The organism is Pseudomonas sp. 14P5.3.2 (assembly GCF_057799175.1).
This window is the reverse complement of the sequence record NZ_JBYOKU010000030.1, coordinates 1-16,068: the sequence shown is the minus strand read 5'-3', so window position 1 is coordinate 16,068 and position 16,068 is coordinate 1. Positions and strand designations below refer to the sequence as shown.

Below are 16,068 nucleotides of genomic sequence, written 5' to 3'. Positions count from 1 at the left end.
AGAGTCTAAAGAGGATCTTGTCCCCAGTCAAGGCAAGGCCCCGACCTCCCCGCCCGTCGAACCTTGACAATTTGTCTCGATTCGACGAACGGAGTGATCAGGGCCTCAGCTTATTTACCGCAGAACTCAGTTACCGCTCGAGTTCAGCGCTTCGGTCAGTGCAGCTTCCACTTCACTGGCGCTTACGCGCAACGGCTTGTCTGCATCACGGCGACGCTTGCGCTCGCTGTGATAAGCCAGACCGGTACCGGCCGGGATCAGACGACCCACAACCACGTTTTCTTTCAGGCCGCGCAGGTAATCGCGCTTGCCGGTGACTGCCGCTTCGGTCAGTACGCGAGTGGTTTCCTGGAAGGAAGCCGCCGAGATGAACGATTCGGTGGACAACGACGCCTTGGTGATACCCAGCAGAACGCGGGTGAACTTGGAGACAAACTTGTCTTCCGCACTCAGACGCTCGTTCTCTACCAGTACGTGAGTCAGTTCCATCTGGTCGCCCTTGATGAAGCTGGAATCGCCGGACTCGGAGATCTCAACTTTACGCAGCATCTGACGCAGGATGGTCTCGATGTGCTTGTCGTTGATCTTCACGCCTTGCAGACGGTAAACGTCCTGGATCTCGTTCACGATGTACTTGGCCAGCGCGCTCACACCCAGCAGACGCAGGATGTCGTGTGGATCGCTTGGACCGTCAGAGATAACTTCGCCGCGGTTTACCTGTTCGCCTTCGAACACGTTCAGGTGACGCCACTTCGGAATCAGCTCTTCGTACGGATCGCTACCGTCGTTCGGGGTAATGACCAGACGGCGCTTGCCCTTGGTCTCTTTACCGAACGCGATGGTGCCGCTGACTTCAGCCAGAATCGACGCTTCTTTCGGACGACGGGCTTCGAACAAGTCGGCAACACGCGGCAGACCACCGGTGATGTCACGAGTCTTCGAAGTTTCTTGCGGGATACGAGCGATAACATCACCGATCGCGATCTTCGCACCGTCCGCCACACCGACCAGGGCGTTGGCTGGCAGGAAGTACTGAGCGATAACGTCAGTGCCTGGCAGCAACAGATCCTTGCCGTTGTCGTCGACCATCTTCACTGCTGGACGGATTTCTTTGCCCGCAGCTGGACGATCCTTCGCGTCGAGTACTTCAATGTTGGTCATACCGGTCAATTCGTCAGTCTGACGCTTGATCGTGATGCCTTCTTCCATGCCCACGTAGGTCACGGTACCTTTCATTTCGGTAACGATCGGGTGAGTGTGCGGATCCCACTTGGCCACGATTGCGCCAGCGTCGACCTTGTCACCTTCTTTAACCGAAATCACGGCACCGTACGGCAGCTTGTAACGCTCGCGCTCACGACCGAAGTCATCAGCGATTGCCAGCTCACCGGAACGGGACACAGCAACCAGATGGCCATCCACACGCTCAACGTGTTTCAGGTTGTGCAGACGGACAGTACCGCCATTCTTCACCTGAACGCTGTCGGCAGCGGAAGTACGGCTTGCCGCACCACCGATGTGGAACGTACGCATGGTCAGCTGGGTACCCGGCTCACCGATGGACTGGGCAGCGATAACGCCGACCGCTTCACCGATGTTCACCTGGTGACCACGCGCCAGATCACGGCCGTAGCACTTGGCGCAAATGCCATAGCGGGTTTCGCAGCTGATCGGCGAACGCACGATAACTTCGTCGATGCTGTTCAGCTCGATGAACTCGACCCACTTCTCGTCTACCAGAGTACCGGCAGGAACGATGACGTCCTCGGTGCCTGGCTTGAATACGTCACGGGCAATAACACGACCCAATACGCGCTCACCCAACGGCTCTACAACGTCACCGCCTTCAATGTGCGGAGTCATCAGCAGACCGTGTTCGGTGCCGCAATCGATCTCGGTTACAACCAGATCCTGCGCCACGTCTACCAGACGACGAGTCAGGTAACCGGAGTTCGCGGTTTTCAACGCGGTATCCGCCAGACCTTTACGAGCACCGTGAGTCGAGATGAAGTACTGGAGTACGCTCAGACCTTCACGGAAGTTCGCAGTAATCGGCGTTTCAATGATGGAACCGTCCGGCTTGGCCATCAGACCACGCATACCGGCCAGCTGACGAATCTGTGCTGCGGAACCCCGCGCACCCGAGTCGGCCATCATGTACATCGAGTTGAAGGACTCTTGGTCGACTTCATTGCCGTGACGGTCGATGACTTTCTCTTTCGAGAGGTTGGCCATCATCGCCTTGGAAACTTCGTCGTTCGCCTTCGACCAAAGGTCGATCACTTTGTTGTACTTCTCGCCCTGGGTTACCAGGCCGGAGGCGTACTGGCTCTCGATCTCTTTCACTTCGTCGGTGGCTGCACCGATGATGCGGGCTTTTTCGTCCGGGATAACGAAGTCGTTAACGCCGATGGAAACGCCGGAGATGGTCGAGTAAGCGAAACCGGTGTACATCAACTGGTCAGCGAAGATCACGGTCTCTTTCAGACCAACCACGCGGTAGCACTGGTTGATCAGCTTGGAGATCGCCTTTTTCTTCATCGGCAGGTTGACGACGTCGTACGACAGACCTTTTGGCACAACCTGGAACAGCAGCGCACGGCCGACGGTAGTGTCGACGATACGGGTACCGCTCACGCTGTTGCCGTCACGGTCGTTGACGGTTTCGTTGATACGAACCTTGACCTTGGCGTGCAGTGCGGCTTCGCCGGCACGGAACACACGGTCAACTTCCTGCAGATCCGCGAATACGCGACCTTCGCCCTTGGCGTTGATCGCTTCACGAGTCATGTAGTACAGACCCAATACAACGTCCTGCGACGGAACGATGATTGGCTCACCGTTGGCTGGCGACAGAATGTTGTTGGTCGACATCATCAACGCACGCGCTTCGAGCTGGGCTTCCAGCGTCAGCGGTACGTGCACGGCCATTTGGTCGCCGTCGAAGTCGGCGTTGTACGCGGCGCAGACCAGAGGGTGCAGCTGGATAGCCTTACCTTCGATCAGTACCGGTTCAAACGCCTGGATACCCAGACGGTGAAGGGTCGGTGCACGGTTGAGAAGAACCGGGTGTTCGCGAATCACTTCAGCGAGAACGTCCCAAACCTCTGGCAGTTCGCGCTCGACCATTTTCTTGGCCGCTTTGATGGTGGTCGCGAGACCACGCATTTCCAGCTTGCCGAAAATGAACGGTTTGAACAGCTCGAGAGCCATCTTCTTCGGCAGACCGCACTGGTGCAGACGCAGGGTCGGACCTACGGTAATTACCGAACGACCGGAGTAGTCAACACGCTTACCGAGCAAGTTCTGACGGAAACGACCTTGCTTACCCTTGATCATGTCAGCCAGGGATTTCAGAGGACGCTTGTTCGAACCGGTGATAGCGCGGCCACGACGACCGTTGTCGAGCAGGGCATCGACAGCTTCCTGCAACATACGCTTTTCGTTGCGCACGATGATGTCCGGAGCGGACAGATCCAGCAGGCGCTTCAAACGGTTGTTACGGTTGATCACTCGACGATACAGATCGTTGAGGTCGGAAGTCGCGAAGCGACCGCCATCCAGCGGGACCAGTGGACGCAGATCTGGCGGCAGAACCGGCAGAACGGTCAGCACCATCCACTCTGGCAGGTTGCCGGAACCCTGGAAGGCTTCCATCAACTTCAGACGCTTGGACAGCTTCTTGATCTTGGTTTCGGAGTTGGTTTGCGGAATCTCTTCGCGCAGACGGCCAATCTCGTGCTCCAGGTCGATAGCGTGCAGCAGTTCACGGACAGCTTCTGCACCCATGCGGGCGTCGAAGTCGTCACCGAACTCTTCCAGCGCTTCGAAGTACTGCTCATCGTTCAGCAGCTGACCTTTTTCAAGGGTGGTCATGCCCGGGTCGATAACGACATAGCTCTCGAAGTAGAGAACGCGTTCGATATCACGCAGGGTCATGTCCATCAGCAGGCCGATACGGGACGGCAGCGATTTCAGGAACCAGATGTGGGCAACCGGCGAAGCCAGTTCGATGTGCGCCATGCGCTCACGACGAACCTTGGCCAGTGCAACTTCAACGCCGCACTTCTCGCAGATCACACCACGGTGCTTCAAGCGCTTGTACTTACCGCACAGGCACTCGTAATCCTTTACCGGGCCAAAGATCTTGGCGCAGAACAGACCGTCACGCTCAGGTTTGAACGTACGGTAGTTGATGGTTTCCGGCTTTTTAACTTCACCGAACGACCACGAGCGGATCATCTCAGGCGAGGCCAATCCGATACGGATGGCGTCGAACTCTTCGACTTGACCCTGGTTTTTCAGCAAATTCAGTAGGTCTTTCAAGGCCTTTCCTCCTGGCGGAGCAGAGAGCGGGCAATCCTGCCCCGCTCTCGATCGCGTCACGTGTTATTCGGTTTCCAGATCGATATCGATGCCGAGGGAACGAATTTCCTTGATCAACACGTTGAAGGACTCGGGCATGCCCGGCTCCATACGGTGATCGCCATCCACGATGTTTTTGTACATCTTGGTACGGCCGTTCACATCGTCCGACTTCACTGTGAGCATTTCTTGCAGAGTGTAAGCAGCACCGTATGCTTCCAGTGCCCAGACCTCCATCTCCCCGAAACGCTGACCACCGAACTGCGCCTTACCACCCAGCGGCTGCTGGGTAACAAGGCTGTACGAACCGGTAGAACGCGCGTGCATCTTGTCGTCTACCAAGTGGTTCAGCTTCAGCATGTACATGTAGCCAACGGTAACTGGACGCTCGAACTTGTTGCCGGTACGGCCGTCAGTCAGCTGCATCTGGCCGCTTTCCGGCAGGTCTGCCAGTTTCAGCATGGCCTTGATTTCGCTTTCCTTGGCACCGTCGAACACTGGAGTGGCCATTGGAACGCCGCCACGCAGGTTCTTCGCCAGATCCAGGATTTCCTGATCGGAGAAGCTGTCCAGATCTTCGTTACGACCGCCGATCTGGTTGTAGATCTCGTCCAGGAAGGTGCGCAGTTCAGCGACTTTACGCTGCTCTTCGACCATCCGGTTGATCTTCTCGCCCAAACCTTTGGCCGCGAGGCCCAGGTGGGTTTCAAGGATCTGACCAACGTTCATACGCGAAGGTACGCCCAGCGGGTTGAGAACGACGTCGACCGGGGTGCCATTGGCATCGTGCGGCATGTCTTCAACCGGCATGATCACGGAGACCACACCTTTGTTACCGTGACGACCGGCCATCTTGTCGCCCGGCTGGATGCGACGACGGATTGCCAGGTAAACCTTGACGATTTTCAGCACGCCTGGAGCCAGGTCATCGCCCTGCTGCAGTTTGCGCTTCTTGTCTTCGAACTTGTCGTCCAGCAGACGGCGGCGATCAACGATGTAGGCCTGAGCCTTCTCGAGCTGCTCGTTCAGAGCATCTTCAGCCATGCGCAGTTTGAACCACTGACCATGCTCAAGACCGTCGAGAACTTCGTCGGTGATGTCCTGACCTTTCTTCAGACCGGCGCCGCCTTCAGCCTTGTGGCCTACCAGAGCGGAGCGCAGACGTTCGAAGGTCGCGCCTTCAACGATACGGAACTCTTCGTTCAGATCCTTGCGGATCTCGTCCAGCTGGGACTTCTCGATCGACAGTGCACGAGCATCACGCTCAACGCCGTCGCGGGTGAAGACCTGTACGTCGATGACAGTACCTTTGGTACCGGTAGGTACACGCAGGGAGGTGTCTTTAACGTCGCTGGCTTTTTCACCGAAGATCGCACGCAGCAGTTTTTCTTCCGGAGTCAGTTGGGTCTCGCCTTTCGGAGTGACCTTACCTACCAGGATGTCGCCTGCGCCGACTTCAGCACCTACGTAAACGATACCGGCTTCGTCCAGCTTGTTCAGTGCAGCTTCACCCACGTTCGGGATGTCTGCAGTGATTTCCTCTGGGCCAAGCTTGGTGTCACGGGCCACACAGGTCAGTTCCTGGATGTGGATCGTGGTGAAGCGGTCTTCCTGAACCACACGCTCGGACAGGCAGATGGAGTCTTCGAAGTTGAAGCCGTTCCATGCCATGAACGCGATGCGCATGTTCTGACCCAGTGCCAGTTCACCCATGTCGGTGGACGGGCCGTCGGCCATGATGTCGCTACGCTGAACGCGATCGCCCTTTCTCACCAGCGGACGCTGGTTGATGCAGGTGTTCTGGTTCGAGCGGGTGTATTTGGTCAGGTTGTAGATGTCGACACCAGCTTCACCGGTTTCAACTTCGTCATCGGCAACACGAACCACGATACGGCTGGCATCAACAGAGTCGATCACGCCGCCACGACGAGCCACGACGCAAACGCCGGAGTCGCGAGCCACGTTACGCTCCATGCCGGTACCTACCAGCGGCTTGTCAGCGCGCAGGGTTGGTACAGCTTGACGCTGCATGTTCGAACCCATCAACGCACGGTTGGCGTCGTCGTGCTCGAGGAACGGAATCAGCGACGCTGCAACCGAAACTACCTGCTTCGGCGATACGTCCATCAGGGTGACGTCTTCCGGCGCCTTGACGGTGAATTCGTTCAGGTGACGTACGGCTACCAGCTCGTCGATCAGGACTTTCTGGTCGTTCATGGTCGCCGAAGCCTGCGCGATCACGTGATCGGCTTCTTCAATGGCGGACAGGAACACGATCTCGTCAGTGACCACACCCTCTTTCACCACGCGGTACGGGCTTTCCAGGAAGCCGTACTGGTTGGTGCGGGCATAAGCAGCCAGGGAGTTGATCAGACCGATGTTCGGACCTTCCGGCGTTTCAATCGGGCAGACACGACCGTAGTGAGTCGGGTGTACGTCACGGACTTCAAAGCCTGCGCGCTCACGAGTCAGACCGCCAGGGCCGAGTGCAGAGACGCGACGCTTGTGGGTGATCTCGGACAGCGGGTTGTTCTGGTCCATGAACTGCGAGAGCTGGCTGGAACCGAAGAACTCTTTCACCGCCGCAGCCACTGGCTTGGCGTTGATCAGGTCTTGCGGCATCAGGCCTTCGCTTTCAGCCATCGACAGACGCTCTTTGACCGCACGCTCAACACGTACCAGGCCAACGCGGAACTGGTTCTCGGCCATTTCGCCTACGCAGCGAACACGACGGTTACCCAGGTGGTCGATGTCATCGACGATGCCTTTACCGTTACGGATGTCGACCAGAGTCTTCAGTACCGCGACGATGTCTTCCTTGCACAGCACGCCCGAACCTTCGATCTCGGTACGACCGATACGACGGTTGAACTTCATCCGGCCGACCGCAGACAGGTCATAGCGCTCAGGGCTGAAGAACAGGTTGTTGAACAGGGTTTCGGCAGCGTCTTTGGTTGGCGGCTCGCCTGGACGCATCATGCGATAGATCTCGACCAGCGCTTCCAATTGGTTGCTGGTGGAGTCGATCTTCAGCGTGTCGGAGACGAACGGACCGCAGTCGATGTCGTTGGTGTACAGAGTTTCGATACGAACGACGCCGGCCTTGGCGATTTTCGCCAGGACTTCAGTCGACAGTTCGGTGTTGCACTCTGCCAGGATTTCGCCGGTGGCCGGATGCACGATGACCTTGGCGGTGGTGCGACCCAGGACGTAGTCCAGAGGCACGTCCAGCTCTTTGATCCCGGCTTTTTCCAGCTGGTTGATGTGGCGGGCAGTAATACGACGGCCCTGCTCGACAATAACCTTGCCTTTATCGTCCTGGATATCGAGGACAGCCACTTCACCGCGCAGACGCTGAGGCACCAGTTCCAGGCTCAGGCCTTCGCCTTTAACGTGGAATACGTTGGTGGTGTAGAACGCGTCCAGCACTTCTTCGGTGGTGTAGCCGAGCGCGCGCAGCAGTACCGAAGCCGGCAGCTTGCGACGACGGTCGATACGCACGAACACGCAGTCTTTCGGGTCGAACTCAAAGTCCAGCCACGAACCGCGGTAAGGGATGATGCGCGCGGAGTAAAGCAGTTTACCGGAGCTGTGCGTCTTGCCGCGGTCGTGGTCGAAGAACACGCCCGGGGAACGGTGCAGCTGGGAAACGATAACACGCTCGGTACCGTTGATTACGAAGGTACCGTTCTCAGTCATCAATGGGATTTCGCCCATGTAGACTTCTTGCTCTTTGATGTCCTTGATCGCTTTGTTCGACGATTCTTTGTCGAAAATGATCAGGCGCACTTTTACCCGCAAAGGTACGGCGAAAGTTACACCGCGCAATACGCATTCTTTGACATCAAATGCCGGTTCGCCCAGGCGATAACCGACGTACTCCAGCGCAGCATTGCCGGAGTAGCTGATGATCGGGAAAACGGATTTGAAGGCCGCATGCAGGCCCACGTCGCGGAACTGATCTTTAGTCGCTCCCGCTTGCAAGAATTCACGATACGAATCCAGCTGGATGGCCAGGAGGTACGGCACATCCATGACGTCCGGCAACTTGCTAAAGTCCTTGCGGATACGTTTTTTCTCAGTATATGAGTAAGCCATCAGCGTTCCCCAGCTTGGTCACCTGCTTGTTTGGCCCCTCCCGACGGGAGCAGCCAGAAAATCGTGCAAACCCCATGGTTTGCGCCACCGCATCGGGTGGTTACAGCACCTTTATCAGCACCGACCCAGTCGGCTGCCAATAACGGAAAAAGGCCGGTGGCAAGAGCCACCAGCCATCAGCCTGTCGCTTGACGCTCGGGCTGGAGGAGCAAAGTCGATACTTATTTCAGTTCGACTTTAGCGCCTGCTTCTTCCAGCTTCTTCTTAGCGTCTTCAGCAGCTTCTTTCGAAACGCCTTCAGCTACAACCTGAGGAGCGCCGTCTACTTTCTCTTTGGCTTCTTTCAGGCCCAGACCAGTCAGTTCACGAACTGCCTTGATCACGTTAACCTTCTTCTCGCCAGCTTCCAGCAGAACAACGTTGAACTCGGTTTGCTCTTCAACAACAGCGGCAGCAGCAGCTGGACCAGCCGAAGCGGCAGCAGCGGTAACGCCGAAGGTTTCTTCCATCGCTTTGATCAGCTCAACGATTTCCACTACGGATTTCTGGCCGATTGCTTCGATGATTTGTTCGTTAGTCAGAGACATGACTCAATTCCTGAATTGGGGGACGGCCTACGCGACCATCGAAATAAACAAAAAACGCGAGAAGTTGACGAGCCTTAGGCTGCAGCAGCTTCTTTCTGGTCGCGAATTGCCGCCAGTGTACGAGCCAATTTGCTGGTAGCGCCTTGAATCACGCTCATCAGCTGAGAAATTGCTTCGTCACGGGTCGGCAGAGTTGCCAGTACGTCGATCTGATTAGCTGCGAGGAACTTGCCCTCGAACGCAGCTGCCTTGATCTCGAACTTGTCCTGACCCTTGGCAAACTCTTTGAAGATACGGGCAGCAGCGCCCGGATGTTCGTTCGAGAATGCAATCAGGGTCGGGCCGGTGAACACGTCGTTGAGAACACTGTATTCAGTGTCAGCAACAGCGCGCTTGAGCAGGGTGTTACGTACAACACGTACGTAAACGCCAGCTTCACGAGCCTCTTTACGGAGTCCGGTCATTGCGCCTACTGTTACGCCACGTGCATCAACCACGACAGCGGACAGAGCGACTTTGGCAGCCTCGTTGACTTCAGCGACGATGGCCTTCTTGTCTTCGAGATTAATTGCCACGGGTTTAACTCCTGCTTGTTACCGTTTCACTCGATCGAAACCGAATGTCGTTTTGGTGTCTGATTCGGTAAGGAACCGGGAGCACCATCTGCGTAGGCTTGTGGTTTAAGGCTTGCGCCGCCTACGGTCTTGGATAGCCCCCGCCAGGCAGGGACCCCAATCTTTCAATTGGCGCGAATAATCGCACCAACCTTTGTCTTACGCGTCCAGCGAGCTCTGGTCGATAACCAGACCTGGGCCCATAGTGGTGCTCAGGGTAACGCGCTTGACGTAAATACCTTTCGAGGAAGCTGGCTTGATACGCTTCAGATCAGCGATCAGGGCTTCAACGTTTTCCTTCAGCTTGACGGCATCGAAGCCGATCTTGCCAACGGAGGTGTGGATGATGCCGTTTTTGTCGGTGCGATAACGAACCTGACCAGCCTTGGCGTTTTTAACCGCGGTGGCTACGTCTGGAGTTACGGTGCCGACTTTCGGGTTAGGCATCAGGCCACGTGGACCGAGGATCTGACCCAGTTGACCTACAACGCGCATGGCATCCGGAGATGCGATCACTACGTCATAGTTCAGGTCGCCGCCTTTCATTTCGGCAGCCAGGTCGTCCATACCTACACGGTCAGCGCCGGCAGCCAGAGCGGCCTCAGCAGCTGGACCCTGGGTGAACACAGCAACGCGAACGGTCTTGCCAGTGCCGTGTGGTAGCACAGTAGCGCTACGAACAACCTGGTCGGATTTACGCGGGTCTACACCCAGGTTTACAGCAACGTCGAACGACTCGCTGAACTTGACAGTCGACAGCTCAGCCAGCAGAGCAGCAGCGTCTACAATGTTGTAGGCCTTGCCTGCTTCGATTTTGCCGGCGATAGCCTTTTGACGCTTGGTCAGCTTAGCCATTACACACCCTCCACGTTAAGGCCCATGCTACGAGCAGAACCGGCGATAGTACGCACGGCTGCATCCATATCAGCTGCAGTCAGATCCGCGTTTTTGGTTTTCGCGATTTCTTCCAGCTGAGCACGGGTAACAGTGCCAACCTTAACGGTGTTCGGACGAGCGGAACCGCTGGTCAGACCGGCCGCCTTCTTCAGCAGAACCGAAGCAGGGGTGGATTTGGTTTCGAAAGTGAAGCTACGGTCGCTGTAGACAGTGATGATCACTGGAGTCGGCAGACCTGCTTCAAGACCCTGAGTACGGGCGTTGAAAGCCTTGCAGAATTCCATGATGTTCACGCCGTGCTGACCCAGAGCAGGACCAACAGGTGGGCTTGGGTTAGCCTGAGCGGCCTTCACTTGCAGCTTGATGTAAGCGGTAATCTTCTTGGCCATGAGGCACTCCAATTACGGGTTCGAACGCCTCGAAAGGCTCCCCGGTTACTTGCGCGTTTATCCCAGTGACGACAAAACCCCACAGCCTAGGGCTGCGGGGTTGGGATGCTTGTTCAGCTAGACCTTTTCGACCTGACTGAACTCCAACTCTACCGGGGTAGAGCGACCGAAAATAAGCACTGCCACCTGGACACGGCTCTTTTCGTAGTTAACTTCTTCGACAGTGCCGTTAAAGTCAGCGAATGGCCCGTCAGTAACACGAACCACCTCACCTGGCTCAAACAGAGTCTTCGGCTTCGGCTTATCGCTACCATCGGCCACGCGACGCAGAATGGCTTCCGCCTCTTTGTCGGTGATTGGAGCGGGCTTGTCGGCGGTACCGCCAATGAAGCCCATCACCCGAGGAGTATCCTTGACCAAGTGCCAAGTACCCTCGTTCATATCCATCTGTACCAGCACATAACCTGGGAAGAACTTGCGTTCGCTTTTGCGCTTCTGGCCATTACGCATTTCAACCACTTCTTCAGTGGGAACCAGAATTTCGCCGAAGCCATCTTCCATGCCAGCCAGCTTTACGCGCTCAATCAGCGAGCGCATGACATGCTTCTCGTAACCCGAGTAAGCATGCACAACGTACCAACGCTTAGCCACGGGACACCCTTAGCCGACAATCAAGGAAACAAGCCAGCCGAGCAGGGAGTCAACACCCCACAACAGCAACGCCATAACGATAACCACAGCAACAACGATCAACGTTGTCTGCGTGGTTTCCTGGCGAGTTGGCCATACGACTTTACGAATCTCGGTGCGAGCTTCCTTAACCAGTACAAAGAACGACTTGCCCTTTGCGGTCTGCAGGCCTACAAAGGCAGCTACAGCAGCAATTACGAGCAAAGCGAGTACACGGTACAGGATCGGCGAAGCAGCGTAATACTGATTGCCAACAACGCCAACAATCACCAAAGCAACTACTACAAGCCACTTGAGCAGATCGAAGCGAGAGCCTTGAGCTTCAGCCTTAGGAGTCATCTATGAAGATCCTGTGAAAAGAAAGCCAGACACACCGAGTGAATCTGGCAGGTCAGGAGGGAATCGAACCCCCAACCTACGGTTTTGGAGACCGTCGCTCTGCCAATTGAGCTACTGACCTAAAACAAAATCAGGCCGACCATTATGCCGGCCCGAAAAATACATTACAACCGCTTATTCGATGATTTTGGCTACGACGCCAGCGCCGACGGTACGACCGCCTTCACGGATAGCGAAACGCAGACCGTCTTCCATCGCGATGGTTTTGATCAGGGTAACAGTCATCTGAATGTTGTCACCTGGCATTACCATTTCAACGCCTTCTGGCAGCTCGCAGTTACCAGTCACGTCAGTAGTACGGAAGTAGAACTGTGGACGGTAGCCTTTGAAGAACGGAGTGTGACGACCGCCTTCTTCCTTGCTCAGAACGTAAACTTCTGCGGTGAACTTGGTGTGCGGCTTAACCGAACCTGGCTTGACCAGAACCTGACCACGCTCAACGTCGTCACGCTTGGTACCACGCAGCAGAACGCCGCAGTTCTCGCCAGCACGACCTTCGTCGAGCAGCTTGCGGAACATTTCAACACCGGTGCAGGTGGTGGTGGTGGTGTCGCGCAGACCAACGATTTCCAGTGCATCTTGAACGCGAACGATACCGCGCTCGATACGACCAGTCACAACAGTACCACGACCCGAGATCGAGAATACGTCTTCGATTGGCATCAGGAATGGCTTGTCGATCATACGAACTGGTTCTGGGATGTAGCTGTCCAGAGTTTCAACCAGTTTCTTGACGGCAGTGGTGCCCATCTCGTTGTCGTCTTTGCCTTCCAGCGCCATACGAGCCGAACCGATGATGATTGGAGTGTCATCGCCCGGGAAGTCGTAGGTGGACAGCAGGTCGCGAACTTCCATCTCAACCAGTTCCAGCAGCTCAGCGTCGTCTACCAGGTCAGCCTTGTTCAGGAAAACCACGATGTACGGAACGCCTACCTGACGGGACAGCAGGATGTGCTCACGGGTTTGTGGCATCGGACCATCAGCGGCCGAGCAAACCAGGATAGCGCCGTCCATTTGAGCAGCACCGGTGATCATGTTCTTCACATAGTCAGCGTGACCTGGGCAGTCAACGTGAGCGTAGTGACGGATCAGCGAGTTGTACTCAACGTGTGCGGTGTTGATGGTGATACCGCGAGCTTTTTCTTCTGGAGCGCTGTCGATCTTGTCGAATTCAACTACGGCCGAACCGAAAACTTCGGAGCAGACGCGAGTCAGAGCAGCGGTCAGAGTGGTTTTACCGTGGTCAACGTGACCAATGGTCCCTACGTTGACGTGGGGCAGGGAACGATCAAATTTTTCCTTAGCCATCGATAACACCCTCAACAGAAGAATTAGACGAACGATATCTACCATTAAAACAAAGGCAGATATTTTCATATCTGCCTTGTTATATGGAGCTCTTGAGCGGATTTGAACCGCTGACCTCACCCTTACCAAGGGTGTGCTCTACCAACTGAGCTACAAGAGCGTAACACTTTGCACAACCTGCAAACTTGGAGCGGGTAGCGGGAATCGAACCCGCATCATCAGCTTGGAAGGCTGAGGTTCTACCACTAAACTATACCCGCGGAGCTTGCAGCTCACGCTAAAAATGGTGGAGGGGGAAGGATTCGAACCTTCGAAGTCGTAGACGTCAGATTTACAGTCTGATCCCTTTGGCCGCTCGGGAACCCCTCCTAAGCGAGCCGGCATTCTATACTATGCCGACCTTCTGTCAAGCATTTTCTCATTAAAAACCTGAGGTTAGCTGCGTTGACACTGCTCCGCTTTGACAACCTGTTTAGGTGTTCGCTGTGGAGCGGGCGCCATTCTATGCAAACTATTCCAGCGGTGCAACCCCTTCACACAGCATTATTTTATGTTTTAACTCATTGAATTCCTTGGAAAGGTTCTGCAACTGCACATCCCCCAATAAACGCTGGCTTTCGGGCGCAATGCGCAACCAGTAACCAGGCTCAGGGAGATCCTTTTGCAATGGTTGAGCCTTCACATTCATGGCCACCAGCCGCTGCTGCAGTCCGGAAACGCCCTCCTCACGACTCAAACCGCCCAAGAACAGACAATCCTGTCCGGCGCGGCGCGCGCCCGGCACTTCTCGGGAGTCACCACTAGCTTCGCTCAGCAAGCGAATGTCCTGCTGAGATCCACGGTACATGCTGAGAGGCGTGACATCTTTTGCACGCAAGGGCGCTTCCTGCTGATGCCAGACGTAATAGAACACATTGAGTACAACAAGCAGCAGGAACAACCAACGCATACAAACCTCAAGATAAAGGACACGCCATGGCCAGCCCTACAAACACCAGGTCAGGGACAATCCGAGCATCAGGCACGACGTCCGCAACCAATCCAGCGTCGCCGCCTGTAATAAAGACGGTGAAGCCCTCCCCCCAATAGGATCGAGCCATTTCCATTTGAGTCAGGACAAATCCTCTCAACATCAAGGAGCATCCACGCTCCACCGCCTCGACAGTGCTCCGCCCCGGGGCATGACTCGTCAAAGCTCGCTCAGCGGCCAAATCTCTGTAACGGATATTCCGGGTGTGAGTGCGCAACTGATTACGCATCAATGGCATCCCAGGGCAAATAAAACCGCCGAGATGCTCCCCTTCAGCATTAATAAAATCCGCCGTCACAGCAGTGCCGAAATCCAGAATCAGACAGGCGCCTGCAGCCAGGTGAAAACCACCAAGCATCGCCAACCAGCGATCCAGCCCCAGACGCTCGTAGTCGTCATAGCCATTCCTGACACCAGACATTTCACTGGCCGACTTGGCACACACGACCGAGACGCCGAACGTCTGCTCAAGAATCCGACTGAGTGCGGCTGTTTCTTCACCGGTTCTGACGCTGACCAAGCGACATTTGCGCAGCAATAGGCCGTCAAATGCACGCAGGCTATCCACCAGCGCTTGATCCGAGTCGACCACGCCTTCCGCGAAAAGACCTCCAGCCGCAGTACTCAATACGCGCCACTTGATAAAGCTGTTCCCACAGTCGAGCTCAAGAATCATCACGCAACCTCAGGCTGAGCTCACCACCACTAAATACTTTTTCCACGCCATCCACCATCAAGCGCAACGCACCTTGACCATCAATGCCGAGCACTACACCTTCTATATGACTAACGCCGGCAATCAAAGAAACCGGTCGACCCTGCCACATATGCCCCTTCTCCCACTCCTCCTGGAGCGCCGAAAAGCCATCGGCCTGATGGCGCTGGATATAGCCGCGCAGTTGCTCACTCAGTTCAGCCACCAAGACGTTGCGATCACAGCTTTTGCCTGTCTCCAGCCGTATCGATGTCCATTGCTGGTCAACCTCATCAGCAATCTGCATGTTTACATTGATGCCTATACCCAACACCACATGGCATACATCTGCTGGATCACCTACAAGCTCGAGGAGGATACCGGCGATTTTCTTGTTTCCAACCAGCACGTCGTTGGGCCACTTCAATCCAGCTCCCGACACGCCCAGCCTTCGCAGGGTATGCATAACCGCCAAACCGACCACCAGACTCAAGCCCTCAAGCTGGCGCATGCCACCTTCGATGCGCAGGACAAGGCTGTAATAGAGATTTTCAGCGAAGGGGCTTACCCACTTACGCCCCCTACGGCCACGACCAGAAATCTGCCGCTCTGCCAATACCAGGAACGGTGCCACTCGACCTTGATTGATCGCGCGTAGCGCTTCTGCATTGGTGGAATCAATGGAATCAAAGACTGTAATTGGCCAAACCGCTGCCAAGGCACCAATTTTGAGAGGATCGAGCAGCGTCAAGGGCGCAGCCAGCTGATAGCCTCTGCCCCGCACTTTGTTAATGGACAACCCGAGTTCAGCCTCAAGATGCTGAAGCTGCTTCCATACCGCACTCCGACTGATACCCAAGGCAAGCCCGAGAGCCTCGCCAGAATGGAATCGACCATCCTTCAAAAGATTCAACAACGTCAGCATGCAGGTCTCGCCTCACAATGAGGCCCGAATAATAGCCATGAGCCGGGCGATTGCATAGAAATCAAGCAAACC

The 16,068-nt window shown here is 55.7% G+C and carries 12 protein-coding genes and 4 tRNA genes; all 16 read right to left on the bottom strand.

Going from position 1 to position 16,068, the window contains the following annotated elements; genetic code table 11:
* Window positions 1-126: 126 nt before the first annotated feature.
* The 16 genes from rpoC to birA all read right to left on the bottom strand — a co-directional run bounded on the left by rpoC (window position 127) and on the right by birA (window position 15,996).
* Window positions 127-4,326 (bottom strand): DNA-directed RNA polymerase subunit beta', encoded by a 4,200-nt coding sequence (gene rpoC / locus AC27VU_RS21305; RefSeq protein ID WP_003228747.1) that lies wholly within the window; start codon window positions 4,324-4,326, stop codon window positions 127-129.
* Window positions 4,327-4,389: 63 nt separating this feature from the next.
* Window positions 4,390-8,463 (bottom strand): DNA-directed RNA polymerase subunit beta, encoded by a 4,074-nt coding sequence (rpoB, locus tag AC27VU_RS21300; RefSeq protein ID WP_003228748.1) that lies wholly within the window; start codon window positions 8,461-8,463, stop codon window positions 4,390-4,392.
* Window positions 8,464-8,684: 221 nt separating this feature from the next.
* Entirely contained in the window at window positions 8,685-9,050 is a 366-nt protein-coding gene (gene rplL / locus AC27VU_RS21295; protein WP_003228750.1) for a 50S ribosomal protein L7/L12, read from the bottom strand.
* A gap of 74 nt (window positions 9,051-9,124) precedes the next feature.
* Window positions 9,125-9,625, bottom strand: a complete 501-nt coding sequence (rplJ, locus tag AC27VU_RS21290) for a 50S ribosomal protein L10 (protein ID WP_003228752.1) — start codon at window positions 9,623-9,625, stop codon at window positions 9,125-9,127.
* Between the two features lie 198 nt (window positions 9,626-9,823).
* Window positions 9,824-10,519, bottom strand: coding sequence for a 50S ribosomal protein L1 (rplA, locus tag AC27VU_RS21285; RefSeq protein ID WP_003228754.1), 696 nt, complete (start codon window positions 10,517-10,519; stop codon window positions 9,824-9,826).
* Window positions 10,519-10,950 (bottom strand): 50S ribosomal protein L11, encoded by a 432-nt coding sequence (gene rplK, locus AC27VU_RS21280; RefSeq protein ID WP_003228756.1) that lies wholly within the window; start codon window positions 10,948-10,950, stop codon window positions 10,519-10,521. Before rplK ends, rplA begins: the two co-directional genes overlap by 1 nt.
* Before the next feature lie 117 nt (window positions 10,951-11,067).
* Window positions 11,068-11,601, bottom strand: coding sequence for a transcription termination/antitermination protein NusG (gene nusG / locus AC27VU_RS21275; RefSeq protein WP_025113545.1), 534 nt, complete (start codon window positions 11,599-11,601; stop codon window positions 11,068-11,070).
* Window positions 11,602-11,610: 9 nt separating this feature from the next.
* On the bottom strand, window positions 11,611-11,979 hold the full coding sequence (secE, locus tag AC27VU_RS21270; protein WP_003228759.1) for a preprotein translocase subunit SecE: 369 nt from the start codon (window positions 11,977-11,979) through the stop codon (window positions 11,611-11,613).
* 45 nt (window positions 11,980-12,024) lie between these two features.
* Window positions 12,025-12,100, bottom strand: a tRNA-Trp gene (locus AC27VU_RS21265).
* 53 nt (window positions 12,101-12,153) lie between these two features.
* Complete coding sequence (gene tuf / locus AC27VU_RS21260) at window positions 12,154-13,347, bottom strand: elongation factor Tu (RefSeq protein ID WP_024164425.1); 1,194 nt, start codon at window positions 13,345-13,347, stop codon at window positions 12,154-12,156.
* A gap of 84 nt (window positions 13,348-13,431) precedes the next feature.
* Window positions 13,432-13,507, bottom strand: a tRNA-Thr gene (locus tag AC27VU_RS21255).
* A 26-nt stretch (window positions 13,508-13,533) separates the two neighbouring features.
* Window positions 13,534-13,607, bottom strand: a tRNA-Gly gene (locus tag AC27VU_RS21250).
* Between the two features lie 24 nt (window positions 13,608-13,631).
* A tRNA-Tyr gene (locus tag AC27VU_RS21245) sits at window positions 13,632-13,716 on the bottom strand.
* A gap of 142 nt (window positions 13,717-13,858) precedes the next feature.
* The gene (locus AC27VU_RS21240) at window positions 13,859-14,296 is read right to left on the bottom strand and encodes a hypothetical protein (RefSeq protein WP_488724862.1); all 438 of its coding nucleotides are present in this window, start codon (window positions 14,294-14,296) and stop codon (window positions 13,859-13,861) included.
* Window positions 14,297-14,303: 7 nt separating this feature from the next.
* Complete coding sequence (locus tag AC27VU_RS21235) at window positions 14,304-15,053, bottom strand: pantothenate kinase (RefSeq protein WP_488724861.1); 750 nt, start codon at window positions 15,051-15,053, stop codon at window positions 14,304-14,306.
* Window positions 15,043-15,996, bottom strand: a complete 954-nt coding sequence (gene birA / locus AC27VU_RS21230) for a bifunctional biotin--[acetyl-CoA-carboxylase] ligase/biotin operon repressor BirA (protein WP_262141990.1) — start codon at window positions 15,994-15,996, stop codon at window positions 15,043-15,045. The genes AC27VU_RS21235 and birA overlap by 11 nt, the downstream gene beginning before the upstream one ends.
* Between the last annotated feature and the right edge of the window lie 72 nt (window positions 15,997-16,068).